Annotated in this window: 30 protein-coding genes; 9 read left to right on the top strand and 21 right to left on the bottom strand. The window is 73.2% G+C overall.

The genetic code is table 11. The annotated features are described in order from the left end of the window. The first annotated feature begins 56 nt into the window (after positions 1-56). The 3 genes from ABZW17_RS37235 to ABZW17_RS37225 are packed head-to-tail and all read left to right on the top strand — an operon-like array spanning position 57 to position 1,614. On the top strand, positions 57-560 hold the full coding sequence (locus tag ABZW17_RS37235) for a VOC family protein (protein WP_310968855.1): 504 nt from the start codon (positions 57-59) through the stop codon (positions 558-560). A gap of 56 nt (positions 561-616) precedes the next feature. After that, positions 617-1,189: a hypothetical protein gene (locus ABZW17_RS37230; protein ID WP_354824631.1), complete on the top strand. Its 573-nt coding sequence runs from the start codon at positions 617-619 to the stop codon at positions 1,187-1,189. Positions 1,190-1,212: 23 nt separating this feature from the next. Continuing rightward, positions 1,213-1,614: a CoA-binding protein gene (locus tag ABZW17_RS37225; protein WP_354824629.1), complete on the top strand. Its 402-nt coding sequence runs from the start codon at positions 1,213-1,215 to the stop codon at positions 1,612-1,614. A 6-nt stretch (positions 1,615-1,620) separates the two neighbouring features. Here the strand turns inward: ABZW17_RS37225 and ABZW17_RS37220 are convergent, their stop codons facing one another. The 12 genes from ABZW17_RS37220 to ABZW17_RS37165 all read right to left on the bottom strand — a co-directional run bounded on the left by ABZW17_RS37220 (position 1,621) and on the right by ABZW17_RS37165 (position 9,205). Beyond that, positions 1,621-2,148, bottom strand: a complete 528-nt coding sequence (locus ABZW17_RS37220; RefSeq protein ID WP_354824626.1) for an NHL repeat-containing protein — start codon at positions 2,146-2,148, stop codon at positions 1,621-1,623. Positions 2,149-2,222: 74 nt separating this feature from the next. Beyond that, entirely contained in the window at positions 2,223-2,783 is a 561-nt protein-coding gene (locus tag ABZW17_RS37215) for a GvpL/GvpF family gas vesicle protein (RefSeq protein WP_354824623.1), read from the bottom strand. Continuing rightward, the gene (gene gvpJ / locus ABZW17_RS37210) at positions 2,780-3,106 is read right to left on the bottom strand and encodes a gas vesicle protein GvpJ (RefSeq protein ID WP_354824620.1); all 327 of its coding nucleotides are present in this window, start codon (positions 3,104-3,106) and stop codon (positions 2,780-2,782) included. The genes ABZW17_RS37215 and gvpJ (ABZW17_RS37210) overlap by 4 nt, the downstream gene beginning before the upstream one ends. Then, the gene (locus tag ABZW17_RS37205) at positions 3,103-3,336 is read right to left on the bottom strand and encodes a gas vesicle protein K (RefSeq protein ID WP_354824617.1); all 234 of its coding nucleotides are present in this window, start codon (positions 3,334-3,336) and stop codon (positions 3,103-3,105) included. The genes gvpJ (ABZW17_RS37210) and ABZW17_RS37205 overlap by 4 nt, the downstream gene beginning before the upstream one ends. Then, the gene (gene gvpJ / locus ABZW17_RS37200; RefSeq protein WP_354824614.1) at positions 3,333-3,581 is read right to left on the bottom strand and encodes a gas vesicle protein GvpJ; all 249 of its coding nucleotides are present in this window, start codon (positions 3,579-3,581) and stop codon (positions 3,333-3,335) included. Before gvpJ (ABZW17_RS37200) ends, ABZW17_RS37205 begins: the two co-directional genes overlap by 4 nt. Further along, the gene (locus ABZW17_RS37195) at positions 3,574-4,308 is read right to left on the bottom strand and encodes a GvpL/GvpF family gas vesicle protein (protein ID WP_354824612.1); all 735 of its coding nucleotides are present in this window, start codon (positions 4,306-4,308) and stop codon (positions 3,574-3,576) included. Before ABZW17_RS37195 ends, gvpJ (ABZW17_RS37200) begins: the two co-directional genes overlap by 8 nt. Continuing rightward, complete coding sequence (locus tag ABZW17_RS37190) at positions 4,305-4,589, bottom strand: gas vesicle protein (RefSeq protein WP_354824610.1); 285 nt, start codon at positions 4,587-4,589, stop codon at positions 4,305-4,307. Before ABZW17_RS37190 ends, ABZW17_RS37195 begins: the two co-directional genes overlap by 4 nt. Positions 4,590-4,606: 17 nt before the next feature. Then, a complete protein-coding gene (gvpO, locus tag ABZW17_RS37185; RefSeq protein ID WP_354824607.1) occupies positions 4,607-4,894 on the bottom strand; it encodes a gas vesicle protein GvpO in 288 nt (95 codons plus the stop codon). Positions 4,895-5,121: 227 nt separating this feature from the next. Further along, on the bottom strand, positions 5,122-5,802 hold the full coding sequence (locus ABZW17_RS37180; protein ID WP_354824604.1) for a response regulator transcription factor: 681 nt from the start codon (positions 5,800-5,802) through the stop codon (positions 5,122-5,124). Beyond that, positions 5,802-7,190, bottom strand: coding sequence for an ATP-binding protein (locus ABZW17_RS37175; protein WP_354824602.1), 1,389 nt, complete (start codon positions 7,188-7,190; stop codon positions 5,802-5,804). Before ABZW17_RS37175 ends, ABZW17_RS37180 begins: the two co-directional genes overlap by 1 nt. A gap of 70 nt (positions 7,191-7,260) precedes the next feature. After that, positions 7,261-7,983, bottom strand: a complete 723-nt coding sequence (locus ABZW17_RS37170; RefSeq protein ID WP_354824600.1) for a glutamine amidotransferase — start codon at positions 7,981-7,983, stop codon at positions 7,261-7,263. Further along, on the bottom strand, positions 7,976-9,205 hold the full coding sequence (locus ABZW17_RS37165; protein WP_354824598.1) for a MurT ligase domain-containing protein: 1,230 nt from the start codon (positions 9,203-9,205) through the stop codon (positions 7,976-7,978). The genes ABZW17_RS37170 and ABZW17_RS37165 overlap by 8 nt, the downstream gene beginning before the upstream one ends. A gap of 694 nt (positions 9,206-9,899) precedes the next feature. Between ABZW17_RS37165 and ABZW17_RS37160 the strand changes: the two genes are divergently transcribed. The 3 genes from ABZW17_RS37160 to ABZW17_RS37150 are packed head-to-tail and all read left to right on the top strand — an operon-like array spanning position 9,900 to position 12,957. Continuing rightward, entirely contained in the window at positions 9,900-10,682 is a 783-nt protein-coding gene (locus tag ABZW17_RS37160) for an IclR family transcriptional regulator (protein WP_354824596.1), read from the top strand. A gap of 24 nt (positions 10,683-10,706) precedes the next feature. Beyond that, positions 10,707-12,395: an L-lactate permease gene (locus tag ABZW17_RS37155; RefSeq protein WP_354824594.1), complete on the top strand. Its 1,689-nt coding sequence runs from the start codon at positions 10,707-10,709 to the stop codon at positions 12,393-12,395. Between the two features lie 10 nt (positions 12,396-12,405). Then, positions 12,406-12,957 (top strand): HD domain-containing protein, encoded by a 552-nt coding sequence (locus ABZW17_RS37150; RefSeq protein WP_354824592.1) that lies wholly within the window; start codon positions 12,406-12,408, stop codon positions 12,955-12,957. On the opposite strand, the gene ABZW17_RS37145 is transcribed toward ABZW17_RS37150, so the two are convergent. From ABZW17_RS37145 to ABZW17_RS37135, 3 genes are read right to left on the bottom strand one after another with little or no spacing between them, the layout of a single operon-like run. Further along, the gene (locus ABZW17_RS37145; RefSeq protein ID WP_354824590.1) at positions 12,954-14,219 is read right to left on the bottom strand and encodes an RNA polymerase sigma factor; all 1,266 of its coding nucleotides are present in this window, start codon (positions 14,217-14,219) and stop codon (positions 12,954-12,956) included. The genes ABZW17_RS37150 and ABZW17_RS37145 overlap by 4 nt on opposite strands. A gap of 39 nt (positions 14,220-14,258) precedes the next feature. Next, positions 14,259-14,609, bottom strand: a complete 351-nt coding sequence (locus tag ABZW17_RS37140) for a YciI family protein (RefSeq protein WP_354824587.1) — start codon at positions 14,607-14,609, stop codon at positions 14,259-14,261. After that, complete coding sequence (locus tag ABZW17_RS37135) at positions 14,609-15,034, bottom strand: YciI family protein (protein ID WP_354824585.1); 426 nt, start codon at positions 15,032-15,034, stop codon at positions 14,609-14,611. The genes ABZW17_RS37140 and ABZW17_RS37135 overlap by 1 nt, the downstream gene beginning before the upstream one ends. A gap of 145 nt (positions 15,035-15,179) precedes the next feature. Here ABZW17_RS37135 and ABZW17_RS37130 point away from each other — a divergent pair, with 145 nt between their 5' ends. Then, positions 15,180-16,163, top strand: a complete 984-nt coding sequence (locus ABZW17_RS37130) for a small ribosomal subunit Rsm22 family protein (RefSeq protein WP_354824583.1) — start codon at positions 15,180-15,182, stop codon at positions 16,161-16,163. A gap of 22 nt (positions 16,164-16,185) precedes the next feature. Beyond that, on the top strand, positions 16,186-16,770 hold the full coding sequence (locus ABZW17_RS37125) for a dihydrofolate reductase family protein (protein WP_354824581.1): 585 nt from the start codon (positions 16,186-16,188) through the stop codon (positions 16,768-16,770). 107 nt (positions 16,771-16,877) lie between these two features. Here the strand turns inward: ABZW17_RS37125 and ABZW17_RS37120 are convergent, their stop codons facing one another. The 6 genes from ABZW17_RS37120 to ABZW17_RS37095 all read right to left on the bottom strand — a co-directional run bounded on the left by ABZW17_RS37120 (position 16,878) and on the right by ABZW17_RS37095 (position 23,405). Then, positions 16,878-17,462: a DUF4232 domain-containing protein gene (locus ABZW17_RS37120; RefSeq protein WP_354824579.1), complete on the bottom strand. Its 585-nt coding sequence runs from the start codon at positions 17,460-17,462 to the stop codon at positions 16,878-16,880. Positions 17,463-17,482: 20 nt separating this feature from the next. Next, complete coding sequence (locus ABZW17_RS37115) at positions 17,483-17,971, bottom strand: DUF4232 domain-containing protein (RefSeq protein WP_354824577.1); 489 nt, start codon at positions 17,969-17,971, stop codon at positions 17,483-17,485. Positions 17,972-18,101: 130 nt separating this feature from the next. Then, complete coding sequence (locus ABZW17_RS37110; RefSeq protein WP_354824574.1) at positions 18,102-20,648, bottom strand: CHAT domain-containing tetratricopeptide repeat protein; 2,547 nt, start codon at positions 20,646-20,648, stop codon at positions 18,102-18,104. A gap of 74 nt (positions 20,649-20,722) precedes the next feature. After that, positions 20,723-21,208: a hypothetical protein gene (locus ABZW17_RS37105; RefSeq protein WP_354824572.1), complete on the bottom strand. Its 486-nt coding sequence runs from the start codon at positions 21,206-21,208 to the stop codon at positions 20,723-20,725. After that, positions 21,205-21,774 (bottom strand): sigma-70 family RNA polymerase sigma factor, encoded by a 570-nt coding sequence (locus tag ABZW17_RS37100; RefSeq protein ID WP_354824569.1) that lies wholly within the window; start codon positions 21,772-21,774, stop codon positions 21,205-21,207. The genes ABZW17_RS37105 and ABZW17_RS37100 overlap by 4 nt, the downstream gene beginning before the upstream one ends. 2 nt (positions 21,775-21,776) lie before the next feature. Continuing rightward, complete coding sequence (locus ABZW17_RS37095; RefSeq protein WP_354824566.1) at positions 21,777-23,405, bottom strand: S8 family serine peptidase; 1,629 nt, start codon at positions 23,403-23,405, stop codon at positions 21,777-21,779. 187 nt (positions 23,406-23,592) lie between these two features. On the opposite strand from ABZW17_RS37095, the gene ABZW17_RS37090 reads away from it, so the two are divergent. After that, a partial coding sequence (locus ABZW17_RS37090) for a SpvB/TcaC N-terminal domain-containing protein (protein ID WP_354824563.1) occupies positions 23,593-26,749 on the top strand: 3,157 nt, incomplete at its 3' end.

Here is a 26,749-nt window from a genome sequence, read left to right as displayed (position 1 = left end):
CGCGAGATAAAACGGGCGTAGCGTCGAAGTCACCACCAGGAAGGGACGTGAGGGACATGGCACCGACCCAGGCCGAGGTCACCAAGCTCGCCGAAGCCCGCGACGCGCTGCGCGAGCGTCACCTGCGCCCGGCCGCCGAACGCCCGGCGACGAACGGGCGCGGCATCCACCACACCGCGCTGATCTCCAGCGACGTCGAGCGGACCATCGAGTTCTACCAGGACATCCTCGGCTTCCCCCTCACCGAGCTCATCGAGAACCGCGACTACCCCGGCTCCAGCCACTTCTTCTTCGACGTCGGCAACGGCAACGCGGTCGCCTTCTTCGACCTGCCGGGCCTCGACCTCGGCCCGTACGCGGAAGTCCTCGGTGGACTGCACCACCTGGCCCTGTCCGTCACGCCCGAACGGTGGAGCGCGATCAAGGACAAGCTCGACGAGGCCGGCGTGAAGTACCTGCTGGAGAGCAAGACCTCCATCTACCTGTCCGATCCGGACGGTGCCCGCGTCGAGCTGATCTCCGACCCGCTCGGCGAGATGTACGGCGAGAAGATCGGCTGAAACCGTGGTCCGGGCGTCGCGCGCCAACTAGCCTGTGCGCGACGTCTGGAGGTCCGATGTCCGATTGGTCGCTCTCGCGCGCGAAGGCGCGGTTCGATCGCCGCGAGGTGCTCGACGAACTCACCGCCCGCACCCGGTTCGAGGTGCGGCTGCACCTCAACGAGCCGGCGACGAACGGCGCCTACGACGAGCTGACGAGCATCTTCGCGATCGGGCACGGCGAGTGCGCCGCCCTCCTCAAGCACCACCGGCTGCTGCCGTGGTGGGAGCGGGCGCTGCTGTTCCGGTACGCGCGGCGCATGCACGGCAAGGCGATCATGCGCAGCGTCGGCGTCGTCCCCGCCGAGGTGGCCCCGCAGGCGGCCCGCGCGTTCGGCGCCGAGATCGCGGAGCTGGCCCCCGGCTCCGGCGACACCGGCGCGAAGTACGACCTGCAGGGCCGCGGCCTGCTGACGGTGTTCCGGATCGCGGTCGGCGCCAAGGGCGGCATCTGGCCCGACCGCCACGAAGTCGCCACCACGTCCGCCCGCAACATCCTGACCTGCGCCGCGACCTTCGCCCGCCGGAAGCCGTGGCACGTCGTGTGGCCGGTCTACCGGGTGCGCGGCCTGCGGCTCTGGAAGCTTTGACACGGGCAAAGCGTTCCACCGGTATGAACGCAGAGGAGATCCTCGCCGGCGCGAAGACCATCGCCGTCGTCGGCCTGAGCCGCGATCCGGCCAAGGCCGCGCACGGCGTCCCGGCGGTCCTGCAGGCGCACGGCTTCCGCATCATCCCGGTGCACCCGACCGCGACCGAGCTGCTCGGCGAAAAGGTGTACCGGTCGCTGAAGGACATCCCCGAGCCGGTCGACCTGGTCGACGTCTTCCGGCCGTCGCCCGAAGCCGCGGGCATCGCGCGGGACGCCGTCGAGATCGGCGCCAAGGCGCTCTGGCTGCAGCAGGGCATCGTGTCCGCCGAGGCGCGGCGCATCGCCGAGGAAGGCGGCCTCGCCTACGTCGAAAACCGGTGCACCGCCGTGGTCCGCGCGACCGCCGGGATCTCGAAGAGCTAGCAAGAGCTAGCCGGACGCTCCGAAGTGGACGATGCGGTGGTTGCCGGTCTCGGCGACCCAGACACCGCCCGCGCCGTCGTCGGCCATGTCCCGCGGTGAGCTGATCGGCTCGCTCGTGCCGGACAGCGCGGCGCCCGTGCGGGTGTCGAACCGGGCCACGCGCCCGGTGTCGTCGACCAGGAGCCGGCCCGCGTCGTCGAGCGCGACGCCGCGCGGCCGGGTCAGGCCGCCGAACTCGCGCGTGAACCCGCCCCACCACGCGAACTGCACCACGCGGCGGTTGCCGGTGTCGGCGACGTAGACGTTGCCCGCCGCGTCGACGGCGACCGCTTCCGGCGCCTTGAGCCGCCCGGCCAGGACGCGCACGAGCGCGCCGTCGCGGGTGAACGCCTGGACGCGGTCGTTGCCGGTGTCGGCCACCCACACGCGGCCGCGCGCGTCGACGGCGATCCCGGACGGCGCGCGGAACTGCCCGGGCCCGGCGCCGGGCCCGCCGAAGGCCCGCGGCAGCGCCGCGACTTCACTGCTGGTCACGGCACCAGGATCACCGGCGGCGAGCCACCGCAGCCAGGGCCGGGACGAGTGTTCAGCGACTGTTCCGCCCGCGCTCACCAGCTCCACCGGGAGCACGTCCGGCGGTCGAGGAAGCTGTACGCGGGCAGCGGCCCGAGCCAGTCCGCCTGGACGCCGTCGTCGTGGGCCAGCCCGGCGACCGTGTCCCGGACGACGAGCAGGTCGCCCAGCCCGACCAGGAACGCCCACCGCTCGTCGGCGCTCTCGCCCGCGGGCAGCGCCACGGAGTCGCGGGCGCGCTCGGCGACCCGGGCGAGCAGGACGTCCGAGCGGGCCGCCCGCCACGCCGACCCGGGTTCGCTGAACCGCAGGCAGACGTGCACCTCGGCCAGGCCGTCGAGCCGGTCGAGGTCGGCGCGGTAGGTGTCGGCGGCCGGGGCGAGCACCTCGGTGCGGACGGTGTCCTCGTCCTCGGCCACGGTGCCGAACCGGACCGGCAGCACCGGGCCACCCTCGACGAGCGCGGACACCATCGCCAGGTGCACCGCCGGGTCGGGCTCGGGATCGCCGACGACCATCGCGAGGTCCTCCCAGCACACGGTCCGCGGCGCCCGCGGGTGCCCGGCCCGCACGACGCCGTAGAGCTGCAGCGTCACGGCTGTTCGACGGGGATGGCCGGCTCCACCGGTACGGCCACCGCGGGGGTCGGCGGCGGGGGCGGGATCAGCCCGACGGTCTGGCCGAGCCCGACGGAGACCTGCCCGGGGTTGGGCAGCTGGGCCTGTGCGGTCACCCGCTGCATCGCTTCGAGGTAGCGGATGTAGGTGTCGACGCTGGCGATCACGACCCTCGCCTCGATCGACAGCAGTTCGATCCCGATCAGGGACACCTTCACCGTGGCGTCGATGACGAGTCCCTTGTCCAGCAGGACGTTGAGGGTGTCGGTGAGGGTGCCACCGGTCTGTCCCGGTCTGGTCACTTCGCTCCTTCGGTCGCGGGGACGTCGTCGAGGGCGGCGCGGATCTCGGCGAACCGGAGCTCCAGCGCGATGAGGGCCTGGCCGAGCGCTTCGACCTGGTCCGGGGTGAGGGTGCCGGCGTCGAGCCGTCGCAGCGCCTGGCGTTCCAGCACCTCCTTGAGGATGTCGAGCACGGTGACGACCAGGTGCCCGAGCCCGCGGCCGGCGTCGGCGGCGATCCGTTCGGTCATCCGGGCGTTCCTTCGATGCCGAGGAGCAGCAGCCGCAGGTCGAGCCGCACGAGGTCGATGCCGGCGAGCGAGATGACGACGTCGCCGGTGACGACGGCCCCGCGGTGCACGACCCGGTCGAGCAGATCGACGATGGCCTCGGCGGCGTTGGTGCCGGCCGGCCTGAAGACCTCGGCGAGCAGGTCGTCGGCGGAGCCCGGGCCGCCCGTGAGCAGGTCGCCGATCGCGGTCCCGGTGTCAGCCATCGGCGGCCGCGCCGAGCTTGACGTCCGTGAACGAGTACGGCGGCCACGGTCCCGACGTCTCCACCGTCGCGCCCGCCGCGCGCAGCTCGCGGGCGAACCACTCCACCTCCGCGTGGAACTCGGCCTCGCGGCCCGTCTCCACCAGGTACGCCGTGTTCACCAGCACGCCGTGGGGCCGGGCCCGGCCGACGCTGTCCGCCGCCTGCCGGCGCAACGCCTCCTCGAGCCGGTCGGCCGCGCCGACCACGTCCTCGCGGGCCCGCTGGATCGCCTTCAGCCGTTCGCGGCGCCGGACCAGGTACTGCGTGCCCGTGAGGCCCGCCGCATCCGGGCGGCTGGTCGCGGCCGGCTCCGCGTGCCGGATCCGGATGCCCCACTCGCGGTGGCCCGCCACCTCGTCGAGGCAGTCGCGGGCCTGGTCGTAGCCCGCCACCAGCAGGCGGCGGGCCGCGTCCTCGCCGTCGAGGACCGTGCCGAACCGCAGCGGCAGCACCGGCTCGCTGCGGAACACCGCGCGCACCACCGCGTCGTGCTCGCGGGCGAGCTCGGCGAGCGTGCCGTCGACCGGGTCGAGCGCGTCGATGCGGTCGAAGCGGGCCGGGGCCACTTCGGAGACCACCACGCCGAGCTCGCGGTAGCCGATGAGCCGCGGCGCCGGGACGGCGTCCCAGGCGGCCGGCCGGTTGCGGGTAATCGCGTACGCGCAGAGCCAGTTTCCGGTGCTCACCGGGCTTCTTCCCTCCCGCCCGGCACGGGCAGCCGGGCCTCCAATTCGGCAACGCGCGCCGCGAGTTCACCGCGCGCGGCATTCGGCGCGAAGAACGGGTCGTTCGTCCACCAGTCCATGCCCATTTCACGGGCGGTCTGCGCGGAAGCGATGAACAGGCGGATCCGCAGGGTCAGCAATTCGACGTCGACCACGCTCACGCCGATGTCACCGGCGATCACGACTCCCTTGTCGAGGACGCGTTCCAGAATGTCCGCCAGCGAATCGGACGAAGCGGCCAATCGTGTCGACCTTCCTTTCAGGAATCGGTGGTGCCCCGCGTGAACCGCCGCAGCCGCTCGCACGCGGCGAGCTCGCCGTCCGCGTCGATGTCCACCCGGTAGGTGGCCATCACGCTGGTGGAGTCCGGGATCCGGGCCAGCTCGACGACGTCGACGAGCACGGACCAGCCCCCGTCGCCGCGGCTACGGATCCCGGTCACGGCGTGCGGGGTCTGGCCCGTCACCACGCCGAACTGGGCCGTCGCCGCCTGGATGGCGTCGGCGGCGCGGAGCCGGGAAACGGATTTCCCGGTGGGTTCCGCCATATTTTTGTCGAAGGCAGGGAAAGGTGGTGGCGATTCCGTCATCGCTTTCCTCGTCGCGGGTGGGTGGCCCACCGTAGCAACCGGGAGGATCATGTGCACGGCGGTCGCGGGACGGTATTTTTCACCGGTTCGCGCGAACGATTGGGCAGTCCGCGGCAACCCGGGGAGACAAATGGCGCAACACCGGAACACCCAGCGGCACCAATTTCCGGTAAACGGCCTTCACGTCACGATCGGGTAACGTCCACGAGCCGGTAGCCCACCCCGCGGACCGTCTCGATGGTGTGCGTGCCGAACGGGGCGTCGATCTTGCGGCGCAGGTACCCGATGTAGACCTCGACGACGTTCTCGTCGCCGTCGTAGTGCGCGTCCCAGACGTGGCTCAGTATCTCGTTCTTGGACAGCGCCGTCCCCGCGCGGCGCAGCAGGAACTCCAGGAGCCCGAACTCGCGCGCGGTGAGCTCGATCCGTTTCTGTCCCCGGTGGACGGTCCGGGCGGAGGGGTCGAGCCGCAGGTCGCCCGCCTCCAGCACGGCCGGGCGGGCCGGCGCGCCGCGGCGCAGCAGCGCCCGCAGCCGCGCGATGAGCACGACGAAGGAGAACGGCTTGGAGAGGTAGTCGTCGGCGCCGAGGTCGAAGGCGTCGGCTTCGTCGTACTCGCCGTCCTTGGCCGTCAGCATCAGCACCGGCGTCCAGTTTTCCGCCGCCCGCAGGCGTTTGAGCACCTCGTAGCCGGACAGCTCGGGCAGCATGATGTCGAGCACGACGACGTCGTACGCGTGCTCGGTCGCCCGCCAGAGGCCCTCGCGGCCGGTGTGCGCGACGTCGGCGGTGAATCCCTCGGCGACCAGCCCGCGCCGCAGCGTCTCCGCGAACTCGCGCTCGTCCTCCACGATCAGCAGGCGCACTACTCCTCCTTCGGCAGTTCGATCACCGGCAGCTCGATCACGAACCGCGCACCCGGCTCGTCGGAGGCGGCGTAGCTCGCCCGGCCGCCGTGGCGCGCCGCGATGCCGGCCACGATGGGCAGGCCGAGCCCGGTGCCGCCGTGCCCGCGCTGCCGCGACGCGTCGAGCCGGACGAACCGTTCGAAGATCCGCTCCCGGTCGGCCGGCCCGACGCCGGGGCCGTCGTCGCTCACCTCCACGACGGCGAGGTCGCCGCGCACCGCGCTGCTGACGCGGATGCGCGAGCGCGCGTGCCCGCGGGCGTTGTCGACCAGGTTGCGCACCGCCCGCCGCAGCTGGGCCTCGCTGCCGTGCACCTTCGCCGGCCAGGCCCGGACCTCGACGTCCAGCGCGCACTCGCGGCGGACCCGCTCGCCCTCGGCGCGGACGATGTCGTCGAGGTCGACCTCGGTGCGCTGCGGCCGGTCGGTGGTGTCGTCGGTGCGGGCCAGCATCAGCAGGTCGTCGACGAGCTCGCGCAGCCGCGCGGTTTCGCGGGCGATCACCGGCACCAGGTCCCCGGTGCTTTCCGGGTGCCGCCCGGAGACGTCGAGCGCGGTGCTGATCGTCGAGAGCGGCGAACGCAGCTCGTGGCTGGCGTCCGCGACGAACCGGCGTTGCGCGGCCTGCGCCGACGCCAGCCGCCCGAGCATCTCGTTGAGCGTCACGGCCAGGCGGTGCACCTCGTCGCCGCCCGGTGGCAGCGGCACGCGCGCGGCGAGGTCGCGCGTGGAGATCTCGGCGACGGTCCGGCGCATCCGCTCGACCGGGCGCAGCGCCGAGCCGACCGCGCGGTACACCGCGAAGCCGGCGATCGCCAGCAGCGGCACGGCGATCAGCCCGAGCAGCAGCGTCAGCCGCGTCGAGGCCTCCGTGACCGGTTCCAGGGAGCGCGCGGAGATCACGGTGAACGGCCCGCCCGGCCCGTTCACCTCCTGCGACACCACGCGGTAGTCGTCGCTGTCGCCGTTCAGGCCCAGCGGGAGGGTCTCGATGACCTCCTGCCCGACCGCCGGCCTGGCCGTGGTCAGCGGCGGGTGCCCGACGATCGCCGGGTCGCTGGCGATCGGCGTGCCCCGCGCGTCCAGCACCTGCGTGACGGCCTCGGTGTCGCCGGTGCTGGCGACGTCGCTGGCGCTCAGGTCGCGCGCGCCTTCGCGGACGAGCTGGATGGCGACCTGCCGGCCGGTGCTGCGAGCACTCTCGGTGACGCTGCGGTCGAGCGACTCCTCGAGCAGGATCACCACGACCACGCCCGCGGCCGCGACAGCCAGCGCGAGCGCGAACACCGCCACCGCGGTGGTGCGCATCCGGACGCCGGTCGCGGCGATCACCCTGCCGAGTTTCACCAACGCAGCGTAGCCACGAACGACCGCTTCGCCCCGCCCGACCAGCCGCGGCACGCTCGTCGCCACCGGGTCACGCGCCCCGGCGGCGCCGCGGGCCGGTCAGCCGTTCGCCGCGCAGCCGCTCCACCTCGGGCAAGCTGAGGGGGCCGAGCGGGTGGCCGATCGTCCAGGCCAGCAGCAGGTCGGCCAGCGCGGGGTTGCGGGCCAGCGCCGGGCCGTGCAGGTAGGTGCCGACGACCCGGTCGGTCACCGCGCCCTCGGTGCCGTCGCCGTTGCCGGTGCCGCGCACCACCCGTCCGAGCGGCTCGCTGTCGGCGCCGAGCTTGCTGACGCCCAGGTGGTTCTCGAAGCCGGTCAGGGCCTCGCCGTCCAAGAGCTGCGACGGCGTCGCGACCAGCTCGGCGACCGCGCGCTGCGGGCCGGGTTCGGTGGTGACGTCGAGCAGGCCGAGGCCGTCGTGGTCGACGCCGTCGAGGCCGCGGAAGCGGGTGCCGAGCACCTGCAGGCCGGCGCACACGCCGAACACGACCGCGCCGGCCGCCACGGCCCGCCGCAGGCCCGGGTACTTGCGCAGGTGCGCGGCGGCCAGCACCTGTGCGCCGTCCTCACCGCCGCCGAGCAGGTACAGGTCCAAAGTGGACGGCACCGGTTCGCCGAGCCCGACCGGCACCACCTCGGCGTCGAGCCCGCGCCACTGCAGCCGTTTGCCGAGCACCTGCGCGTTACCGGTGTCGCCGTAGGTGCCCAGCACCTCCGGCAACAGGAGTCCGATGTGGATGGTCGAGTCAGCCACCCGGGAGCCTGCCCACCAGGTCGCGGAACGCCGTGTAGTTGGCGACGAGCTCGACGGCGCCGGGCGGCAGGGTGTCGATCGCGGCGACCGCGTCCGGCTCGGCCCAGTGCGCGACCTCGGCGTAGCAGAGCCGGACGGAGAGGTCGGCGCCGCGCTCGCCGGTCACGACCACCTGGCGCCCGCGCAGCCGTTCGAAGTGGACGTCCCACAGCCAGGACAGGTCCCGGCCGTCGGCCTCCTGGGCGTTGACCGCGACGACGACCGGGGTGTCCTCGTCCAGCACGCGCAGCGTCTCGACCCAGCCGGCCGGGTTCTTCGCCAGCATCAGCCGCACGGAGTGCCGCGACCGGCGGATGGTGCGGTAGCGGCCGCCGATGTCGGTGATGGTCCGCAGCCGCGCGGCGGCGGTGTGCGGCGGCACGCCGAGCCGGTGCGCCGCGGCGAGCGCGAGCGCGGCGTTCGCGCGGTTCACCTCGCCGGGCAGCCGCAGGTCGAGGTCGACTTCGCGGCCACCGGGCGTCCGGACGAGGTCGCCGTCGAGCGTCCAGCCGGGCTCGGGGCGGGCGAGCCCGCACGCGCAGCCCCAGTGGCGTTCCTGGGTCTCGATGCGGCCTTCGCAGCGCGGGCACGCCGTCGAGTCGCCGGTCCAGCGGCGGCCCGTGCTCACCCACACGAGCTTGGCGGCCGCGCTCGCCGCGGAGGTGACCAGGACGTCGTCGCAGTTCGCGACGACGACCGTGCCGGGCAGTTCCGCGATGGCGGCCCGCAGGTCGCGTTCGGTGGCGCGGACCTCGCCGACCCGGTCCAGCTGGTCGCGGCTGAGGTTGAGCAGCACCAGCACGGCGGGCCGGACCTGGTCGGCGACCCAGGGCAGGTAGGTCTCGTCGACCTCGAGCACGGCGTAGGGCGCGCCGGGCCGGGCGGTCAGGGCGGCGAGGATGCCGTCGGGCATGTTGGCGCCATCGCTGTTGGCGGCCACCTCGGCGAGGGTTTCCAGGGCGCGGGTGAGCATGAGCGAGGTGGTGGTCTTGCCGTTGGTACCGGTGACGAGCACGACGGTGCGTTCCCGCCCGAGCCGGCGCAGGGCCCGCGGATCAAGGGCCAGGGTGACGCGGCCACCGATCATGCCACCACGGCCGAGCCCCGAGCTGCGGGAAAGCCAGGCGGTCAGCCGCCCGGCGGCGACGGAGGCACGGGTACGGAGGGGACTTCGGAGGGACACCGCCTGGATGGTGCCTGCCGGGCGCTGTGATTTTCCTGAGTCCGTGACGCCGCTCTCCGGAGGGGTGTTGCGGGGGGGCGTGCTGTGCCGTTCGAGCGGCCGAGGTGATCCGGCGTTGTCGCGCTGGTGCGGTTGAGTGGCCTGGCGAGCCTGCGACAGCGGGCCGCCGCAGAAAACCGCCGAAACCCCCACCATCCCGACAGACCTCGCTCCCGCGGGCATCCCGGCCGCGACCGGGCTCATCCCCGACCGGCGGCCCGGCTCACTCTCCCGGCAGGTCATCCCCGGCCGGCCGTCTCCCCCGGCAAGCGTCCAACCGGCCCGAAACCGCCCACCCGCCGCGGGGGCGCCCCCCGGGTCCAGCGTATCGGCGCGGGGTGACAACAACCGCGGAAAACCGCCGCCCTCAGCCGGTTTGTCCACATTGCCCGCGCCCTGTTGACAACCCACTCGCCCATTCACGCATATGAACAAACCCGCCGTCGAACCTGTCGAACGAGGCCGTCCGCGGCCGCACAACCGCCATAGGTAGGAAACTTAACCATCGGATGTTGAACCAATTAGCATCCACAACTACTCGCATTGTTGCGAAAAAATACAAGATCTTCCGCAGATACATCGGAGGTGTTACCGTCCAACCCCAGCCAGCGGAAAGGCGTACCGCTGAGCGGGAAACTGTCCAACGGAGGGCAACGTGGGACCGGAGCGCGGGCTGGAACAAAGCGGAACTCTCGAACGCGGACTCGCCGTGCTGGAGCACGTCGGCCGGCACCAGGAGATTTCCACCAATGCGATCGCGCGGCAACTGGGGCTTTCGCGCAGTGCCGCCTACCGCATCGTCGGCACCCTGAAGAACCTCGAGTACCTCGAAGCCGACCAGGTCACCGGGCGCGTGCGGCTGGGCACGCGGCTCGTCGAACTCGGGGCGCGGGCGATGGCCGCCACCGACCTGCACCGGTGTGCGCCGCGGTACCTCGCCTCGCTCGCCGAACGGTCCGGGGAAACCACCTACCTCGCCGTCCCCGACAACGACACCATGGTCTACGTCGCCACCGAACGCAGTGCCAGTGCCGTCACCCTCGCCTGCCGGCTGGGGACCCGGCGGCCGCAGCACGCCACCTCGCTCGGGAAAGCCTGGCTCGCCGCGCTGCCCGAGGCCGACCGGCTCGAACGCGTCCGGCGGATGAAGCTCGACCCGCTCACCCTCAAGACCATCAGCGACCCGCACCGGCTGCTCGACGAGCTCGCCAAGACCCACCGGCGCGGGTGGGCGATCGACGAGGTCGAAAACGAGCCCGACGTCGGGTGCGTCGCCGCCGCCGTGCGGGACCACTCGGGGCGGCCGATCGCCGCCATCAGCATCGCCGGGCCCGCTCCTCGCGTGCTTCGCCGCCTCGACGAGCTCGGGGCCTCCGTGGCCGGGACCGCCGCCGCCCTTTCCCTCCGGCTCGGGTACGTCCGGGGCCGGCCGGCCTGAGCACCCCCGGCAAAGGAGCCGATCGTGACGTGGATCCAGGACTACCAGCCGGCGGGCGGACTGTGGTTGTCCGCGCTGCTCGCCGCGCTGCCGATCATCGTGCTGCTGGTTTCGCTCGGCGTGATCCGCTTTTCCGCGCACCTCTCGGCGGCCCTCGCGCTCGTCACCGCGCTCGGCGTCGCCCTGCTCCTCTACCGGATGCCGGCCGCGCTGGCCTTCGACTCCGCGGCGATGGGGGTCGTCTTCGGCGTGTGGTCGGTGGCGTGGATCGCCTTCCACGCCGTGTACTTCCACAACGTCACCGTCGCCACCGGCCGGTTCGACGCGATCAAGCGCGTCCTCGCCGGGTTCAGCGAGGACCGGCGGCTGCAGGCGCTGCTCATCGCGTTCGGCTTCGGGGCGCTGCTCGAAGGCGTGGCGGGCGGTGGGTCGCCGATCGCGATCACCGCGGCGATGATGGCCGCGCTCGGGTTCCCGCCGGTCAAGGCGGTCGTGCTGGCGCTGCTGGCCAACACCGCGCCGGTCGCGTTCGGCGGGCTCGGCAACCCGCTGATCGTGCTCGGCCGGCTGACCGCGCCGATCATGCACCTCAAGCAGGACCAGGCGACCGAGCTGTTCTCGGCGGCCGTCGGACGCCAGGTCCCGGTGCTGGCGCTGATCATCCCGGCGTTCCTGGTCGTGGTCCTGGCCGGCTGGAAGCGCATGCTCGAGGTGTGGCCGGCCGTGCTGACCGCCGGGCTCGCCTTCGCGGCCATGCAGTTCGTCGCGTCCAACTACATCAGCGCCAGCCTGGTCGACGTCCTCGCCGCGCTCACCGCGATGGCCGCGCTGTGGATCCTGACGCGGTTCTGGCAGCCGGCCGCGGTGTGGCGGTTCGACGGCGAGGAAGCCGTCCCGGCCAAGAGCCTCGGCGCCGCCCAGGCCGAGCGCGGCGCGCTCTACGCGTGGATGCCCTACATCATCCTGATCCTGGCGATCTTCCTGTCGCGGATCGGCACGATCTTCAAGAACCTCCCCGCGTGGCTCGACCTGACGAAGCTGCTGCACAAGGCCGACTGGATCTTCGCGTGGCCGGGCCTGCACAACCACGTCGTGCAGCACCCGCCGATCACCGCGAAGAACACGCCGTACGCGGCGACGCTGACCGTCGACTTCCTGTTCTCGCCGGGCACGGTCGCCCTGATCGCGGCGGTGATCGCCGGGTTCGCGATGGGCGCGCGGCCGGGGCTGCTGCTCAAGACGTACCGCGGCACGCTGTTCCAGATGCGCTGGGCGCTGGCGACGATCTTCATGATCCTGGCCATCGCGTTCGTGATGAACTACTCGGGCGCGACCCAGACGCTGGGCCTGGCCCTGGCGACGACCGGCGCGGTGTTCCCGCTGTTCTCGGCCTACATCGGCTGGCTCGGCGTGTTCCTGACCGGTTCGGACGCGTCGACGAACAGCCTCTTCGGGCCGATGCAGGTGATCTCGGCGCAGCAGCTGAACCTCAACCCGATCCTGGCGGGCGCGACGAACACCTCCGGTGGCGTGATGGGCAAGATGATCTCGCCGCAGAACCTCTCGATCGGCGCGACGGCGATCGGCCAGAGCGGCAAGGAGGGCTCACTGCTGCGGCAGACGTTCCTGTGGTCGCTGCTGCTCACCGCGGTGGTCGGGGTGATTTCGCTCCTCCAGGCGACGATCCTGACGGCGATGATCCCGTCGCCTTAGGCTGGGCGGCATGAGCGAGGCACTGGCGTCCTTCGGTTACGAGCTCGGGCTCCTGAAGCGCGTCAGGAGGTCCGGCTGGTGGCACGCGGGCGTCCGCGACCCGGAGTCGGTCGGCGAGCACAGCCTGCGCGCGGCCCAGCTGGCGGCGCTGATCGCGGCGGAGGAGGGCGCGGCCCCGGAGCGGGCGGCGTTCCTCGCGCTCTGGCACGACACGCAGGAGACGCGCACGGGCGACCTGCCGCTGACGGCCGGGGACTACCTGCGCAAGCCGGAGCCGCGGCAGATCACCGCCGACCAGACGGCCGCGCTGCCGCCGCGATCACGTGACCTGGTGCGGTCGGCGGTGGACGAGTACGAGACGCGGGAATCGGCGGAAGCGTTGTGCGCCAAGGACGCCGACAAGCTGGAGATGCTGCTGCAGGCCCTGGAGTACCGGGACATCGGCGTCCGGCCGGTCGACGAGTGGATCGAATCCGCGCGGACGGGGCTGCGGACGGAGACCGCGCGGAAGATCGCGGAAGCGGCGTTGACGCTGTCACCGCTCGCCTGGCGGGGCCGCTAGCGGCTCGCCGCCGTCGCGCGGCTCAAGAGCAGCTCGCGCTCGCGGGTGTTCTCCGTCAGCTCCGCCGCGCGGCGGAACTCCTGCTCCGCCTCCTCGAAGCGGCCCAGTTTCTGCAGGAGGTCGCCGCGGACGCTGGGGAGGAGGTGGTAGTCCTTCAACGCCGGTTCGGCCGCGACCGCGTCGACCACCTGCAGGCCCGCCGACGGCCCGTACGCCATCGCCACCGCGACTCCGCGGTTGAGCTCGATCACCGGGGACGGCTGGAGCTTGCCGAGTCCTTCGTACAACGCCGCGATCCGCACCCAGTCCGTCTCCGCGGCCGTGCGGGCCCGCGCGTGGCAGGCCGCGATCGCCGCCTGGGCGGAGTACGGGCCGTACGCGCCCTCGGCGATTTCCTCGGACAGCGTCAGTGCCGCGAGGCCGTGCTGGATCAGGAACCGGTCCCAGCGGGAACGGTCCTGGTCCAGCAGCAGCACCGGCTCGCCGTTCGGGCCCGTGCGGGCCTTCGCGCGGGACGCCTGGAGCTCCATCAGCGCGATCAGGCCGTGGACCTCCGACTCGCCCGGCATCAGCCCGGCGAGCACGCGGCCGAGCCGCATCGCCTCCTCGCACAGCGCCGGCCGCATCCAGTCGTCGCCGCGGGTGGCCGAGTAGCCCTCGTTGAACACCAGGTAGATGACCTCGAGCACGGACGACAGCCGGGCGACGCGCTCGTCGCCCTCCGGCACCTCGAACGGCACCTTCGCCGCCGCGAGGGCCTTCTTCGCCCGGACGATCCGCTGGGCGATCGTCGATTCGCGGACCAGGAACGCGCGCGCGATCTCGTCCGTGGTCAGGCCGCCGAGCATGCGCAGCGTCAGCGCCACCCGGGCCTGCGTGTTCAGCACCGGGTGGCAGGCGACGAACAGCAGGCGGAGGACGTCGTCCTCGATGTGGTCGTCGAGCGCGGCGTCGAAGTCCGGCAGGACGCCCTCGCCCAGCTGCTGGTCGCGCCCGACTTCCTCGAGCTTCTCCGCGTACCGCTCGTTGCGGCGGAACTGGTCGACCGCGCGGCGCTTGGCGATGGTCATCAGCCACGCGCCCGGGTTGCGGGGCACGCCGGACTCCGGCCACTGCTCCAGCGCCGCGACCAGCGCGTCCTGCGCCAGTTCCTCGGCCAGTCCGACATCACCGCGGGCCATCCGGGCCAGGCCCGCGATGAGCCGCGGCGACTCGATCCGCCAGACCGTTTCGACCGTTCTCCGGGCGTCCGCAACCGTCACCCGGCCATCAGACAGGGTGATGCCGCGCGGTGCAACCCGCTACTCGCTGATCGGGCGGATCTCCAGCACGCCGCTCTTCTCGCCGGGGTTCGGCGCCTGTTTCATCAGCGCGACGACGTCGTCCAGGGACTCGCCGTTCAGCACCCAGAACCCGGCGACCAGTTCCTTCGTCTCCGTGAAGGGACCGTCGATGACCTTCGGCTCGGCCTCGCCGTCGAAGACGACACGCGCGCCTTCCGCGCTCGCGGTCAGTCCGTCCAGGAGCACGATCCGGCCTTCGCCGAACAGCCGGTCGTTGAACTTCGCCATCTCGGCCAGGTCCTCGGCACTCGGCTGGAAGCCGGCCGCCTCGGACTCGGGGCTGGCCTTGACCATCACCAGGAACCGCATCACGCCTGCCCGGCGCTCTGCGCACGCAGCCGGCCCTCGAGGGCTTCGACCTCGGGCGTCATGTTCTCGAAGTCGGCCGCCTCGGCGACGCGCCGGATCTCGACCTCGCCGGCCTGGCCGCCGGGGTTGGGCATCCGCTTGATCCACTCGATGCACTCTTCGCGGTCGCGGCACTGGAGGATCCAGAACCCGCCGACGAGTTCCTTGGTCTCGGCGAACGGGCCGTCGACGACCTTGGGCTCCTCGGCGCCGGAGAAGACGACCCGCGCGCCCTGCGAGCTCGGGGTCAGGCCTTCGCCGGCGAGCAGGATGCCGGCCTTGACCATCTCTTCGTTGAACTTCCCCATCTGCTCCAGCATCTCGGCGCTGGGGCCCTTGCCCGCCTCGGAGTCCTCGTTCGTCTTGACGATCACCATGAACCGCATCGCGGTCTCCCTTCGTTGCCTTCGCCTACGCGTCGAACGGCCGGCCGCCGGATCGACAGCCGGCGCCGAAAAACTTCCCGGGCGGAAAACTAGCAGCTCAGGGTCGGTCCGGGCGGACAATCCGGACAGGGGAGAATCGACAGCCGTGGCCGTTCTCCCCGACGATCTTTCCGCCGCCCTCGACGACGAGCTGACCCGGCACCCGGTGGCCCGGCTGACGCAGTCCGTCGACCGGCTCAGCGCGCGCTACCGCCAAGGCGACGCAGCGACTTCGCCGATCCTGAACTCCGAAGCCGACGTCGCCGCGTACGCGGGCTACCGGATGCCGGCGACCTACGCCGCCGTACACGCTGTGCTCGCCGAAGCCGCTTCGCGCGCTCCGGGCTTCGAGCCGCGTACGCAGATCGACGTCGGCGGGGGCACCGGCGCGGCGGTGTGGGCGGCCGCGGAGGTGTGGCCGTCGCTGGCGAAGTGCACGGTGCTGGAGCAGGTCGCCGGCGCGATCGGCCTCGGCAGGCGGCTCGCCGCGGGGGCCGGGCGCCCGGCGGTCCGGAACGCGGAGTGGCGGCGCGGGTTCGTCGACCCGGCCGCGCCGGCCCCGGAGGCGGACCTCGTCACGCTGTCGTACGTGCTCGGGGAGCTGCCGGAGGCGGGCCGCGCGGACGTCGTGCGCTGGCTGGCGGCGAAGGCCGGCGCGGTCGCGCTGATCGAGCCGGGCACACCGGCGGGCTACGAGCGGATCCGCGCGGCCCGCGCCGGGCTGATCGAACTCGGCCTGCACGTGATCGCGCCCTGTCCGCACGACGCGGCGTGCCCGATCGTGCCGGGCGAGGACTGGTGCCACTTCGCCGCGCGGCTCCCGCGCTCGGGCCTGCACCGGAAGCTGAAGGCGGGCACGCTCGGGTTCGAGGACGAGAAGTTCGCGTACGTCGTCGCGGCGCGCGTCTCGCCGGAGCGCCCGGACGCGCGGATCATCCGGCACCCGAAGAAGCACAAGGGGTGGGTCGCGCTGGACCTGTGCACGACTTCGGACGGGTTGAAGCCGGGGGTGGCGGTCTCGAAGAAGCAGGGGCAGCGGTACCGCGCGGCCCGCGACGCCGAGTGGGGCGAGGGCTGGTCTTCCGCCTGATCCGATGGCAGGGTGACCGCCCATGGGGAGAGTCATCGCGGAGATCAGCATGTCGGCCGACGGCATCGTGGCCGGACCGGACACGAGCACCGAGCACCGCCTCGGCAAGGACGGCGACCTGCTGCACGAGTGGATGTTCGAGGGCACGGACGCCGAGGCCGGGTTCGCGGCGAAGCTGTTCGAGGGCACCGGCGCGTTCGTGGTCGGCCGGTCGATGTTCGACATGGGCGTCGACCCGTGGGGTGACGACGGGACGTTCAAGAAGCCGGTGTTCGTGGTGACGAACCGCCCGCACGAGCCGGTGGTCAAGGGCCCGACGACGTTCACGTTCGTCACGGACGGCGTGGAGAGTGCGTTGCGGCAGGCGAAAGCCGCGGCGGGCGCCGAAAACGTGGTCCTGATGGGCGGCGGTACGACCCTGCGGCAGTTCTTGCTGGCGGGGTTGGTCGACGAGCTGAGGCTGCACGTGGTGCCGTTGCTGTTCGGCGCCGGGGTCCGCCTGTTCGACGCCGAGGTGGGCGCGCACGTGAAGCTGGAGCGCACGGAGGTGGAGGCGACGCCGAACGCGACGCACCTGACGTTCCGGGTGCTGAACTCGCAGCGGTAACCGGCCAGTCGGGGGGCGTGCCGGCCGGTTACCGCCGCACCGAGGAAGAGGGAGCCGCACGCCGGGTATGACGCCCGGCTCCGCGCTTCACTCGATCGAGTGACGGATTAGGCCGGATCGGCCAAGATGCCGTTCACGTAGGAACCCGGGTGCGTCGCCGCGTCCTGGCGGAGAACCGGCAGGTCGGCGGGCCATTCGACGCTCAGCGGCTGCGTCTGGCCGGGCGGGATGGTGGTCAGTTTCGCCGGCGTCCAGGACGCGCCGCCGTCCGACGGGGTCAGCACCGTGATGGTCGCCGAAGCCGTCGTTCCGGGCGTCACCTCGTTGTACTTGACGCCGTTGTCGACGCGGGGCAGGTGGTACACCGGGCCGAACACCGGGTCGTTTGGGCCGACCAGGTCGACGCCCGGGACACCGTGCAGGCCGCACGTGTGGTCCGAGGTGTTCCGGTACGTCAGCGGCACGTCGAACTGGCCGGGGCTCTTCTCGGCGGGCTTGCCCAGCGAGACGGCCAGGTCCGCCGTGGTGCACCGCGGTGTCGCCGTCGAAGCCGCGGCCACGCCACCGCCGGCCGGAGCGCCGCCCCCGGTCGAGGTCGGCGTCGAGGTCGAGGTCGACGCCACCGACGTGCCGCACGCCGCCAGCGCGAACGCCCCCGCCACCGTGCCGAGCCCGATCAAGATGCGCTTCATGGAGTTCCCCTCTCGGAAGTTCAGTTGCCGACCGGCGTGACGACGACCGCGTCGCCCTTCAGCGGCGCCCCCGCAGGCCACGCGACGCTCACCGGCTGGCCGTACGGCCCGGTCGGCAGGTCGAACGTGACGAAGTCCGGCGTGGCCGGCGCGGCGGCCGCGCGCTGCACGATCCGGGACACCGCCGGGTGGCCGTCACGCAGGTTCACCGGCAGCACCTCGCTGCCGTCCGGCGTCACCGCGACCGGCAGCCGCCGGCCGCCGCTCAGGAAGGACACCGCTGTCGGCGCGCCCTCCAGCTTGCAGTTCGTGGCCGGCGAAGCCGCGGTGTAGGTGAGCACGTAAGCCTCGTGCCCGGCCGAGTGCGACGGGTCCGGCGCCACGGTCACCCGCACGTCCGAAGCCGCGCACGGGTGATCGCTCGGCATGGCGTTCGCCGACCCGGCCCCCAGGACCAGCCCACCGGCCACCAGACCCCCGGCGATCAACGCGGTACCAGTTCGCTTCATGATCATCCTCCCTGTTCCGTGCTCGACTGGACTCACTGGGAGAGATGCCCACCGGCCCCACGGGGATGCGCCGGGATGCGATCGATCACCGCAAAGCAACCTTCAAGATCGCCGGACGTCGAAAAGGGAGTCAGCTGCGACCGAAGCAGACGAACGGCATCAGCGGTTCGGCCTGCGCCGCGTCCGCCAGGGCCCGCGCCGGGGGCGTGCCCACCGACAGCGCCTTGTGGAACGCCAGCATCACGCCGCCCGCGGTGCGGTCGTCGACGCGGGCCACGCTCGAAACCACCGTGCGGCTGCCGCCGTAGAGCAGCGCCGCCGTGAAGCCGAGGACCTCGTCGCCCGCGCGGACGACGGCCTGTCCGACGTCGCACGAAGACAGCACCACCTGCTCCGGCGCCGTCGCGAGCTGCTGGACGTCGTAGGCCATGAGCGGCCCGTCGGCCAGGTTGAGCCGCGAGAACAGCACGTTTTCCTGTTCGTGGTGGCCGTGTGCGGCGAAGTGGGCCAAGCGGCAGCCGTCGAACGCCTTGAGCGTGGCCGCGACCGTGGCGTCCGGGCCGGTCAGCACCTCCGCGTCCGGGTACAGCGACGCCAGCCGGGCGACTTCCGCGTCGGCGTGGGTCAGGTCGGAACCCGCGACGAGCAGCGGCGCCCCGGTCGCCCCGCCGGCCCGGTGGCCCGCGTCGAGCCAGGCCGACGACGACGGCGTGACCGTCACCGGGCGGCCGCGCAACGTCGGCAGCAGCCCCCACGGGATCGCCGACAGCGCCCCGGTCGGCACGACGACGACGTCGAGGTCGCCGAGCCGGGACGCCAGCGGGGCCAGCAGGATCGCGTCCAGCGCGGTCACCTGCGTCCGCACCGACCGGCGGATGACCTGGTCCAGCTGCGGCGGCAGCTGGCGCCCGCACAACGCGTCGAGGTCGCTGTGCAGCCGCGCGACCGGCTCCGCGACGGCCGCCGCCGGGCCGAGCTCGACCAGCGCCACCCGGTGGTTCGCGATCACCTGCGCGCACAGCGCGCCGCGGTCGGCGAGGAAGCACACCATCGCGCTGCCGGTCGCCGCGAGTTCGTCGCCGACCTCGCGCAGCTTCGCCTCCGAGTGCTCGGCGTCCACGCCTTCGGCCTGCCAGCCCTTGGCGCGGATCTCCCGTTCCAGCGCGGCGCACCGCTTCACGGCCTGGGCGTCCGGCTTCCCGGACAGCTCGCCCGAGCGGATCTGCATCGAGAGGAACCGCAGCTCGGCGACGGCGTCGACGGTCTCCGGGTGCGCGGGCGGGCGCACCGGCCGGAACCGGAACGCCTGGGCGCGCGAGCGGTCGAGCCAGCGGAACACCACCCCCGGCGACCGCTGGGCGAGCGCGGCGGACAGTCCCGCGGCGGCGAGCTCCTTGCCCAGCGACGTCGTCCCGGTCTGCAGGTCGACGCTGCCGAACCGGCTGCGGTGCCGCTGCAGCTGGGTCAGCCCGGCCCGCGCGTTCGCGAACGTCACGCGCCGGTGGCCGCTCGCGGCACCGAGTTCGGCCAGCGCGAGCCGCCGCACCAGGCGGTTCTCCAGCGGCGCGGTCCGGCGGTCGCGCGGGGCGATCCCGGCGCGGGCACCGTCCAGGTCGCCCAGCGCGATCCGGGCCCGCGCGGCCAGCAGGGCCGCGATTTCCGCGTCGTTGCGCAGGCCCAGGCCGGTGAGCCGGTCGGCGAGCGCGGTCGCCTCCGCGCCGATCCGGGCGATCCGCCGCCCGGCCGCGAAGTCCGCGCGCAGCACGGTCAGCTGCGCGACCGCCGCCCAGGTTTCGTTGCCACGACGGCGAAACCGGCGTTCGGCCCGACCGGCCCAGCTCCGCGCGGCCGCCGGATCGCCGCCGGCCAGCGCGGCGAGCGCGCGGGTCAGTTCGGCTTCGGCGTGTTCCTGGTTCATCCGCAGCCGCGGGAACTGCTCCAGCGCCGCGTCCAGTTCGGCGGCGGCTTCGTGCGGCAGCCCGGCGGCGAGCAGCGCCCGCGCCTTGTCGACGGCGAGGACGGGCAGCATCCCGACGCTCTGCTCGGCGTAAAACCCGCTGGCCGCGTCGAAGTCGCGCAGGGCGCCGGGGATGTCGCCGGTGAGCACGCGCGCCTGGCCGCGGCCGTGCGCGGCTTTGGCGAAGATCCGCGCCAGGCCGTCGGCTTCGGGCTGGCCGGCGCCGATCTGCTCGCACTGGTCGAGATCGGCGAGCGCGAGCCGGACGCGCCCGGCGTACTGGTGCAGCATCGCGCGGTTGAGCAGCGTCCGGGCGAGCACGACGAACTCGCCGGCCTGCCGCAGCAGCGGGATGGCTTCGTCGAAGCAGGTGAGGGCCTCGTCCATCCGGCCGATGAGGATGAGGACGAGCCCCCGTTGCTGCCGCAGGATCCCGCGCCCGGCGTCCGACACGAGCACGTCGGCCTCGTCGAGCAGCGCGAGCCCGCGGGCGCTGTTGCCCAGCGCGGTTTCGACGGCCGCATACGTACCGAGGACGCGCGTCGCGAGGTCCGGCCAGGCCGGCCACCCCGGCGGCGGTTCGGTGGCGGGCAGGCCGAGCAGCCGCGCGGCGGAGCGGATCAGCCGGCCGCCGACGACGGGCTGGCCGTCGTTGGTCGCCGCGACCGCACGCCGGTGCAGCTCGCGGACCCGGTCTTCGACCGTCGCGGACGCGACCACGGGCTGCCCTTTCGGCCGGGGAAGGACGCCCCGGATCGTACCTCCGGGTCAGAGGTACCAGGCAGCTCCGGAACTTACAGTTCGATGGCCGGTGTGCTCACCGTCCTCGAGCGGCCGGCCGTGCGCACCAGGACCTGCACCATCCCGTGCGGCACGCCGTTCACCGCGAACCGGCCCTCGGCGTCCGACGTCGTCGTCAACGGGCCGTTCGCGGTGCGGACCTCGATCGGGTGCTCGGCCGGCGGGGTCAGCCAGCCGTCCAGGCGGATCGTCCCGCCCGGTTCCGGGCTCACGTTCACCATGATCGTCAGGCTCTCGCTGTCGAACGTGATGAGCCGGCCCTGTTCGGCGGCGCTGCGGGTGACCGCGAGCCCCTCCTGCTCGCGGATGCGCATCACCTCCAGGTCGACGTCCTGCAGCTGGATCGCGAACCGGATCTGGTCCACCAGCGTGGCCGGCATCGGGTCGGCGGCTTCCCACAGCTCGCGCACGCCGGCCAGCAGCCGGAAGTCGAGCTCGTCCAAGGGCTCGTCGGCGCCTGGTGGTTCGACGGTGGTCACAGCCAATCTCCTTCGCCGTTGGCGAGTAGCTGCTCGCGCAGGCGCGCGAGGCAGCGTCCCCTGGTCGGGCCGATACTCCCCCTCGGCATACCCAGCCGGGCGCCGACTTCGGCGTAGTCCGGCCGGTGCACGAACGCCACGATCCGCAGCAGGCTGCGGCAGCGTTCGGGCAGGTTGTCCACCGCGCGCCACAACCGCGCGCGCTGGTCGTCGCGCAGCACCCCCTCCTCGGGTGCCGGCGACGCTTCGGTCAGCCGCTCCGGGAGCTCCGGCAGCGGCCGTTCGACCTGGCGCCGTTCCCCCGTGCGCCAGGCTTCCCGTTTGGTGACGGTGATCAGCCAGCCGGTCAGCGCGACCGGCGAGCGGATCTCCGCGAACGAGCCGAGCAGCCGCAGCCACGCCGTCTGTACGACGTCACCCGCCTGGTCGGCGTCGAGGCCCTGGTCACGCGCCACCTGCCAGAGCAGCGGCGTGAGCAGGGCGACCAGCTCGTCCAGCGCCGCGCGATCGCCCTCCCGCGCGGCGCCGAACAGGGCCGCCACGCGGCCGTGGTCGGTCCTGGCCACGTTCACAGCGAGCCCAGCGCGGTCCAGGCCCGTTTGACGCCGGTTTCGCGGTCGGCCGTGGCGAGGTCGCCGGACTGCAGCAGGGCCTTGCCGAGCTCGGCGGCGGCGAGGGGCGCGGCGAACGACGTCCCGTCCCAGACCGCGAAACCGGCGCTGTAGTCGTCCGGGTCGAAGGAGGCGCGCCCGAAACCGGGCACCTCGTGGTCGGCGGCCGCGGTGCCGCGGACGTCGGTCGGGAACGTGCTGACGACGCCGGCGCCGGTCGCCCAGCAGCGCACCCACGGGCCTTCGTTGGAGAACAGCGCCTTGCTGGCGGCGACGTCGGGGTTCAGCGCGCCGACGCTGATCACCTGCGGGCCGCAGCCGCTGCCAAGCGGCTGGTCGGCGAAGGCCGCCGGGTAGAACCGGCGCGTGGTGGCGTCGTTGCCCGCGGCCGCGACGACGAGCACGCCGAGCCCGAGCAGTTCCGCGATCACCGAGCCGAACTGGCCGGTGAAGGCCACGTCCGCCGGGTCCTCGACGTAGTAGCCCATCGAGATCGAGACGATGTCCACCAGGTCCTGCGGCCGGTTGTTCGCCTGCGCGTTCCGGACGCGGTCGGCGAGCAGGTGCAGGGCGAGCAGCACGTCGGCTTCGTACGCGACGCCGTCGCTGTGCACCACGCGGATCGCCAGGGTGTCGGCCTCCGGGCAGGCCTGCCGGATGATGCCGGCGATGAACGTGCCGTGCCCGGTGTCGGTGTCGATGTCGCCGATCAGCGGCTGGCCGGTCGAGGGCGCGTCCCAGTAGCCGTCCAGCAGCTGGGTGGGCACCGTGCCGGCCGCGACCTCGGCCTGCAGGATCGCGTCCTGGATGTCCGGCGCGACGGCGAGGCCCGAGCCGGCGGCGGGCGGGCCGGAGCGGTCGGCCAGCCCGAACCACGGGTGCGGGCCGATCCCGGTGTCGAGCACGGCGATCACCGGCCGCCGGTGGGCGGGCTTCGCGCTGCGGTACGGCGGGGCCGCGGACAGCGTCACCGGGATCCGGTTGGCGCCGTGGGTGCGCCCGTACGAGCTGCCCGCGCCGAACCCGCTGGTCTCCCACGGCGTCCCGCCGAGGCCGCTGGTCTCCCACGGCACCCCGCCGAACACCGGCGTAGTGAACAGCAGGTGCTCGACGGCCATCTCCCGGACGATCTCCGGGTCCAGTTCCGGCTTTTCGCCGGCGGCCGCCGACCGCAGCAGCTGCAGCGCCTTCCAGCAGTCGACGACGACCGGGTCGGCGTCCTCGCGCACGTGCAGCAGGGCGCGGACGGGCAGGTCGCCGAGCTGCCGGGCGCGGGCGAACTCCTTGCTGTCGCCGCCGCGGTCGGCCGGGGCGGCGTAGAGACCGATGCGGGCGAGCACGCGGTTGATCGACGCCAGCGTTTCCGGGTCGCGCAGGTACTTCTGGGGCACGAGGAACACGCCCGGCCGGTACACGGTCGTGCGCGGGGCGGGCTGCCCGGCCGCGACGACGGCCGTCGCCGGGTCGAGCACACGGGCGCCGTGCCGGTCGAGCAACTGCCTGGGCGGCGCCGGGAGCTCGTTGAGCGTGCTCGCGTCCTCCGCCGCTGCTTCCGCGGTCTCGTCCCGCACGAACCTGACGACCATCGGGTCCACCCTCCTGCACGCCATTGATCACCACCGGCACCCGGGAAAGACCCGTGGGCCGCCACCGGGATACGACACGGACATCACGAATGCATAACGGTGACGGCAAACGGGTGACCACGTATCTGGCGGGCCCGCCTCACCCACTTGGCCCTCCGGACGTCACGAATCCATGCGGGGAGATCACATGCTTGTGCTCCGGTCGAGCACGCAGGACGCCGCTTTCACGCCGGACCCGGCGACCGGCGGCGGCCGCTTCACGGTGCCACTCGACCTGCCGCCCGGCCCCGGCGGCAGCGCGCCGGCCCTCGCCCTGCGCTACACGACGGGCGCGCCGAACGGCCCGTTCGGCGGCGGGTTCGCCCTCCCGCTGCCGCACGTCGGGCTCGCGGACGGGCAGGCGCGGTCCCGGACGGCGGGCCGGCTGGTCCGCCGGGGCGACGGCTACCTGCTGACCACCCGCTCGGGGCTGCGCCACTTCCTCGCGCCCGGCGACGGCTCGGCCTGGTACCTCGACCGGACCGAGGACCCGTTCGGCACGGCCGCCACGTTCGGCTGGGCGCACCACAGCGGCCAGGCGTACCTGACCCGCGTCTCCTACGGGCCCTACGAAGTCGAGTTCAGCTACGAGCCGCGGCCGGACGTGCTGCGCTGGGGCCGCGGCGGCACCCTCGTCACGACGGCGCTGCGCTGCGCGCGGATCGACCTGCGGGTGCCCGGCGGCACCCGGCCGCTCGTGCGGCGGTGGACCCTCGGCTACGAGGCCGACAACGTCACCGGCGCGTCCCTGCTGACGTCGGTGGCGCTCAGCGGGTTCGACACCCAGGGCGCCGAAACCGCCGCCCCGCTGCTGCGCCTGGCCTACGCCACCGTCGAGTCACCACCGCCGCGGCGGGTCCAGCTGGCGGCGCGGGCGCGGTCCGGCACCGGGGTGTCGCTGCTCGACGCCGTGCCGTACCACTCGCTCGAGGACACGCCCCGCACCGGACGGCTGGCCGAGATCGACAACGGCGTCGGGCTGCGGACCGCCATCGAGTACGCGACCGTCGCCGCGGTGCCGGTGGTCCGGCGGATCTCCCGGCGCGAATCGGGCACCGGCCTGGAGGGCGTGACCGAGTTCGAGTACCACGACAGCCGGTTCCCGGTGTTCGGCCGGGTCGTCGAGGACGAGCTCGGCGACGAGTACGCGCCGACGCTGCGGACCGTGCGCTGGTTCGGCGACGACGGCCTGCTGGCGAGGGAGGAGACCTACGGCCTCGACGGCTCCCCCGCCGCGGCCCGGCCGTACCGCCGGGTGGAGCACCACCGGCGTCCACAGTGGACACGATCGGTGACGACCGAGTTCGAGCGCCGGAGCACGCCGGTCTCGGTCACCACCACGGAAACGGCCTTCGACGCGACCGGGAACCCGACGCGCGAGGTGGAGACGACCGAGCGGCCCGGGCGCCCGCCGGTCGTGCGGGACACGCGCACGACGTACGCGAGCGACCCCGAGCACCGGTTCACCGCGCTGCCCGCGCGGATCCGCGAGCTCGACGGCAGCGGGAAAGTCCGCTCCGACACGCTGCTGCGGTACGACGAAGAGCCCGACGGCTTCGCCGGGTCACACGGCTTCCTCACCGCGCGGGAGGAACTGGTGCTCACCGACGCGCTGGTCGCCGACGTCTACGGCCGCGTCCCGCCGGACTTCCGGCGCCACGGCTACCACCGCCGTCCCGGCGAGGACGGCTGGTGGGTGACGACGTTCCACGGGCGGTTCGACACCGTCACCGGCCTGCGCACCACGACGACCGGCCCGCTCGGCCACACCCGGGAGGTCCGCTACTCGGCCGACCGCTGCTTCCCGGAGGTGGCCACGGACCCGCTCGGGAACGCGACGGTCACCCGCCACGACGTCCGCACGGCACGGGTGTGCGAGGTGATCGACCCGGCGGGCGCGGTGACGACGGTGACCCACGACCCGCTGGGCCGACCCGAAACGGTCGTGCGGCCGGGGGACTCGGCGGACCTGCCGACCGTCCGGTACCGCCACGGGCCGGGCCGGGTCACCACCGAGCAGCGCGCGGTGTCCGGCGAGGCGGAGGTCCTGGTCACCGCCGAGCTGCGCGACGGCGCCGGCCGGCTGCTGGAACGACGGCACGCCGAACTCCTCGGCGACGTCGTCGACGAGCGCCACGAGTACTGCGCGCGAGGCCTGGTGCGCCGGACCAGCCGGGGCTTCCGGGACGGCTCGGCGCCGGAGGTCTCCGAAGAGTTCCGCTACGACGCACTGGGCCGGCCGCTCACCGGGTCCGTCCGCGAAGACCACCCGGACGGGGTGCACGACCTCTTGGGGCGGGAGCTGCGCGGCGCGGACGGCGTCGTGCGCCTGCGCGACGCCGCCGGCAACGAAATCGAGACGCGGACCGCGGGCGGGCACAAGGTGTACCGCGGGCACGACGCCGCCGGCCGGGTGGTCTCGGTGCGGGTCGACGACCCGGCCGGGCCGCCGGTCACGACGTTCACCCACCACGACGGCGGGCTGCCGGTGCCGCTGGAAGCGGGGCCGCACAGCTGCGGGCGGCTGGTGCGCGTCGTCGACGAATCCGGCGTCACGCTGCTCGGCTACGACGCGCTCGGCCAGGTGACCGAGAAGCGCTGGCGGCCGGCGCACGTCGCCGTCGAGTACCGGCTGGACGTCGTGCGCCGCGCGGACGGCCGGGTGTCCGAAGTGGTCTACCCCGACGCCGGCGACGGGCGGCTGACCGTCCACCACCAGTACGACGAGGTCGGCCGGCTGGTGAGCGTGCCCGGCTTCGTCGACGCCGTCCAGTACGACCTGCACGGCCACCGGACCGCGGTGCACTACGCGAACGGCGTCACCGAGCACTTCACCCCGGAGCACGTCGTCACCGGCCCGCGCGGGCTGCGGCACGCCGTCACGCCGGGGCACGCGGAGGAAGTCCTCCCGGGCAGCGAGATCCACGACGCGTTCGGCCGGCTGCGCGGGGTGCAGGGCGACGGCGTCAACGCACTGTACGGGTACGACCACACCGGCCGCCGGGTCCGCACGCTGGTCACGAACGGCACGCAGATCCACGAAGTCCTGACCCCGGACGAGCTCTACGCGGTCGAGGACGGCGAGCTGGTGACGGTGGTGGCGGACGCGGTGCGGCAGTACCCGGAAGGCCGTCGCCGCTACCGGCACTTCGCCGCGGACGGCACGCTCGCCCTGGTCACCGACGAGCACGGCGCGGTGGGGGGGGGGTTGTTGGCGGATGAATGCCCGCTGCCCCCAAAACGCCGGCAGAGCTCTGACGCGCGCGCCCCCCGGGGAGGGCCGCAGGGGGGGCGACGCAAGGGGA

This window comes from Amycolatopsis sp. NPDC004625 (assembly GCF_040609695.1).
In the GTDB taxonomy this organism is placed as follows: Bacteria; Actinomycetota; Actinomycetes; order Mycobacteriales; family Pseudonocardiaceae; genus Amycolatopsis.
This window is presented reverse-complemented; position numbering and strand designations above follow the sequence as displayed.

Coding starts and splice junctions, on each gene's coding strand:
- ABZW17_RS37150 (WP_354824592.1), top strand. CDS start 12,406: ATGAGCGAGGCACTGGCGTCCTTCGGTTACGAGCTCGGGCTCCTGAAG.
- ABZW17_RS37140 (WP_354824587.1), bottom strand. CDS start 14,609: ATGCGGTTCCTGGTGATGGTCAAGGCCAGCCCCGAGTCCGAGGCGGCC.
- ABZW17_RS37225 (WP_354824629.1), top strand. CDS start 1,213: ATGAACGCAGAGGAGATCCTCGCCGGCGCGAAGACCATCGCCGTCGTC.
- ABZW17_RS37230 (WP_354824631.1), top strand. CDS start 617: ATGTCCGATTGGTCGCTCTCGCGCGCGAAGGCGCGGTTCGATCGCCGC.
- ABZW17_RS37125 (WP_354824581.1), top strand. CDS start 16,186: ATGGGGAGAGTCATCGCGGAGATCAGCATGTCGGCCGACGGCATCGTG.
- gvpO (WP_354824607.1), bottom strand. CDS start 4,894: ATGGCGGAACCCACCGGGAAATCCGTTTCCCGGCTCCGCGCCGCCGAC.
- ABZW17_RS37095 (WP_354824566.1), bottom strand. CDS start 23,405: ATGGTCGTCAGGTTCGTGCGGGACGAGACCGCGGAAGCAGCGGCGGAG.
- ABZW17_RS37115 (WP_354824577.1), bottom strand. CDS start 17,971: ATGAAGCGAACTGGTACCGCGTTGATCGCCGGGGGTCTGGTGGCCGGT.
- ABZW17_RS37135 (WP_354824585.1), bottom strand. CDS start 15,034: ATGCGGTTCATGGTGATCGTCAAGACGAACGAGGACTCCGAGGCGGGC.
- gvpJ (WP_354824614.1), bottom strand. CDS start 3,581: ATGGCTGACACCGGGACCGCGATCGGCGACCTGCTCACGGGCGGCCCG.
- ABZW17_RS37205 (WP_354824617.1), bottom strand. CDS start 3,336: ATGACCGAACGGATCGCCGCCGACGCCGGCCGCGGGCTCGGGCACCTG.
- ABZW17_RS37235 (WP_310968855.1), top strand. CDS start 57: ATGGCACCGACCCAGGCCGAGGTCACCAAGCTCGCCGAAGCCCGCGAC.
- ABZW17_RS37120 (WP_354824579.1), bottom strand. CDS start 17,462: ATGAAGCGCATCTTGATCGGGCTCGGCACGGTGGCGGGGGCGTTCGCG.